This window comes from Methylobacterium oxalidis (assembly GCF_007992195.1).
GTDB classification, from domain to species: domain Bacteria; phylum Pseudomonadota; class Alphaproteobacteria; order Rhizobiales; family Beijerinckiaceae; genus Methylobacterium; species Methylobacterium oxalidis.
Genome location: NZ_BJZU01000239.1, coordinates 1 through 2,970, shown reverse-complemented (window position 1 = coordinate 2,970; position 2,970 = coordinate 1). Strand labels below are relative to the sequence as shown.

Here is a 2,970-nt window from a genome sequence, read left to right as displayed (position 1 = left end):
AGAGCCGTAGCCGGTTAGGTTGGATTGAGCACTGCTTGTGAGGCTCGCTGCTGTCGCGCATTCTCACGCCGGTGCGGCACTCGTTTCATCAAGGGGCACTCTCGACGCCTGGGCACGTCGGGAGCATGATCCCATGCTCGCTAAATTCCCCCTTCGGATACGAGATGAGCCATGGACCATGAGCTGGAACGCTTCGAGGCCAGGGCTGAGGACGGGACCGTTCGCACCATCATCGCTTGGCAGACGTTCGCACGAACTGGCGGCCTCAGCGGATCGCACATCCTGAAGGGACAGCACCGGTTTTCACTGCTTAACGGCAAGGGCGTGGCTCAGCTTGATGGCGGTGGCTTTCAGGTGATCGAGAGCGGTGAAGTCCTGCATAGGATTGCCGTGTGATCTAAAGACCCTGCCTGAACAGAGCGTCTGCAGCGGCCATGATGCAACCCAATCGGATGCCGCTCTAGATCGCGGCACCAGCGAGCGGATCGTCCTGCTCACGCGCTCATTGCGCTTTCCTCCTGGGATCCCAAAGGCTCTCTAGGAAGCTTCAGGGCGCCAAACCTGGCCGAGTGCTCAAAGCCAGCACAGATACTTAGAAATCCAGCCAGTGCGCCTCGTAGGCGATCCTGGAGCACATCCTCGATGATCGCCAGCATGGTGCTGCTTGCAGCCAACGGGAGTTGAAGCCGACGGCAATGCGGCTATCGGATCTGGTTGAGCGGAGTTCAAACAAACTGCAATTCCAAACACCCGGATTTCTATTTTTCAACCAAGGTCGAGCTGGTTGTTGGATGAGCTACTTGAGCTTGCGTAGTAGCCCCGGGAGGAGGTCACCGCTGGGCCCAAAGTTCATCTCCAGCGCCTCACAAGCGTGAACCGGGTCGCGGTGATAGGCCTCAAGCAGCGCGTTCACGTCGGGCGTGAGCGCCGGGCCCATGAAGACCTCTCGCCTGATGCCGAGGGCATTCACAGCTTGAACGCCTCGCGGGCCATCAAGCTCAAGGTTCGGACAGGAGCTGCGAACGAAGGCTGATGCAGCGAGGATCAGCACCACCTTCGACTCAGGTGACCCAGGTGGGAAGCGAGGCTCAGCAGCAGCTGGCGCAACGACGAGCGCGGTGAGCGTGACCGCGCGGATCACGGGCAGAACCCGGGCAATGGAGAGTGCGTCAGGCATCCAAACCCGCCTCCTTGCGGCTGCACACCTCGATCAAGGTCGGGTGAAACGTCAGCTCCTCGACCGCGAAGGCCGGCAGATCCGGGTTGTCGAAAGAGAGACGCGCCACGTTGCCGTCGACGAGGAGGCGCTTGATCGACATCTCGCCATTGATCGCCGCGACCACCACGCTGCCGTGTCCGGCCTTGAGGCTGCGATCCACAACCGCCAGGTCGCGGTCGAAGATGCCTGCACCCCGCATGCTGTCGCCCGAGATGTTCCAGGCGAAGGTGGCAGGCGGGTTCGGCGCGAGCCAGCGCGGTAACTCGAGCGCGCCTTCCACACAGGCATGCTGGCCGCTCAAGAGTCTCAGAGCGCGGGCAATGCGACAATCCCGGCCAGTCAAACGAACTCAAGCTCGCTCCTATCCAGAAGGCCCGAAATTTCAATTCTTGATCGATTGCCAAAGGCCGAGGAGGTCACGCGGATCCAGATCCGCCTTCGTGTGCATGCCGACGAACACCGCCGAGAAATCGCTAAATCGCGTCACCGGCGAGCGAGTCGTCCTGCTCACATGCCCGTCGCGTTCTCCTCCTAGGATCTCGGCGCGAATTCTGTTGAGCGGCCGTAGGACAGTCGCCTTCTCGAAGCGCTATCGAACACCCGCCGCGCTCTTGAAGCCAGCTGCCGAGGCTCTGAGGCGATCCTGGCGCCTGTCCGTGCAGCGGCAGCGCGGAGGGTGGGCTTCTGCAACAGCCCGAACAGACTGAGCAGGGCGGCCCTGCCTCTGGAAGGGATCTTGACAATCGCCCGTTTCCAGTCAAAAGTTTTGACTTAAAAATTAGAGGAGGCTTCTAATGCTCACTCCGAACCTCACCCCCAACTTCAACCTCGCCACTAGACTGCACGCCCTCGCGTCCGCGTTCGATGCGCTGTCCCACGCGACCCGCGACGTCGCCGCTGCCCTCGAGACGGAGGTCCAGGCCGACGCGCCCAGGCCGAGCTCCGCCGCTGCGGAGCCCAAGCGGTCCCTCCCCAGCCTCGACGATCTCCGCCACGTGAAGGCGAAGAACGTCAGCTGGCAGCAGCTGATCCGCGGCGGGCGCGCGGATCTGGGCTTCAAGGTCGAGGAGCTGCGCAAGTCGGACAAAAGCCACGCCCGGCGCGTGGCGCGCGACGCCAACGTGACGATCGCCGAACTGGTCCAGGTCCTCGAGGCGGCCGGCATCGCAATCGAGGAGTAGTCGCCCGGGCCGGCGGTCGGGGATCTCGCCAGCAAGCTCGGAGAAGTCATGCACCTGTGGCAGCTTCCTTCCGGCTGATCTCCGCGATCAAGGCCTCGTTCTTCGCGCGCCCATGCTGTCCGTGGTGGATTTCGCGGTGGCAGTCCGGGCAGACCGCACCCACGAACCGGGGATCGTCCGGGCCGCCGTCGCTGAGGCGGCGGGTGTGGTGGGGCTCGAGGTAGGGCTCACCCTGCAAGGTGATGAAGGGTGCGGGCTCGTTGCAACTCTCACAGACCCCCGCCGCTCGGGCGAGAACGTAGCGGCGAACAGTTGCCGAGCGCCGGTAGAGGCTCCGGCGAGCCGCGGCTCCGGTTACCTGCGGCGTTGACCGAGCAGCCTCCAAGGCGCGCGTGCGCAGACCAATCAGATCGACCTCGAGCTCGACCTCCTCAATCGGCTGCTCGTCGGTCTCCGCCGGCTTGTCGCTGGCGTCGGCAGGGACGAGCTCGAAGACGATTGCGGAGCGCTGGTTGCCTTCCCGGTCGGGAGCAGGTTCGGTGCTGTAGCCGGCGCACTCGAACTGACCGA

4 protein-coding genes and 1 pseudogene are annotated in these 2,970 nt (G+C 63.5%); 2 read left to right on the top strand and 3 right to left on the bottom strand.

Translation table 11 applies throughout. The annotated features are described in order from the left end of the window. Window positions 1–171 precede the first annotated feature (171 nt). A complete protein-coding gene (locus MOX02_RS29995) occupies window positions 172–396 on the top strand; it encodes a hypothetical protein (RefSeq protein WP_147029410.1) in 225 nt (74 codons plus the stop codon). A gap of 400 nt (window positions 397–796) precedes the next feature. On the opposite strand, the gene MOX02_RS29990 is transcribed toward MOX02_RS29995, so the two are convergent. Both MOX02_RS29990 and MOX02_RS29985 read right to left on the bottom strand, forming a co-directional pair. Further along, the gene (locus MOX02_RS29990; protein WP_147029409.1) at window positions 797–1,177 is read right to left on the bottom strand and encodes a hypothetical protein; all 381 of its coding nucleotides are present in this window, start codon (window positions 1,175–1,177) and stop codon (window positions 797–799) included. Between the two features lie 52 nt (window positions 1,178–1,229). Further along, window positions 1,230–1,499, bottom strand: a pseudogene (locus MOX02_RS29985) (LexA family protein); the annotation flags it as partial. Between the two features lie 514 nt (window positions 1,500–2,013). Between MOX02_RS29985 and MOX02_RS29980 the strand changes: the two are divergent. Then, a complete protein-coding gene (locus MOX02_RS29980) occupies window positions 2,014–2,400 on the top strand; it encodes a hypothetical protein (RefSeq protein ID WP_147029407.1) in 387 nt (128 codons plus the stop codon). Window positions 2,401–2,446: 46 nt separating this feature from the next. On the opposite strand, the gene MOX02_RS29975 is transcribed toward MOX02_RS29980, so the two are convergent. Continuing rightward, window positions 2,447–2,970: HNH endonuclease (locus MOX02_RS29975; protein WP_147029406.1), on the bottom strand; the 524-nt coding region annotated here is incomplete at its 5' end.

Excerpts from the sequence above, each read along its gene's own strand:
- MOX02_RS29995 (WP_147029410.1), top strand. The coding sequence starts at position 172 with ATGGACCATGAGCTGGAACGCTTCGAGGCCAGGGCTGAGGACGGGACC.
- MOX02_RS29990 (WP_147029409.1), bottom strand. The coding sequence starts at position 1,177 with ATGCCTGACGCACTCTCCATTGCCCGGGTTCTGCCCGTGATCCGCGCG.
- MOX02_RS29980 (WP_147029407.1), top strand. The coding sequence starts at position 2,014 with ATGCTCACTCCGAACCTCACCCCCAACTTCAACCTCGCCACTAGACTG.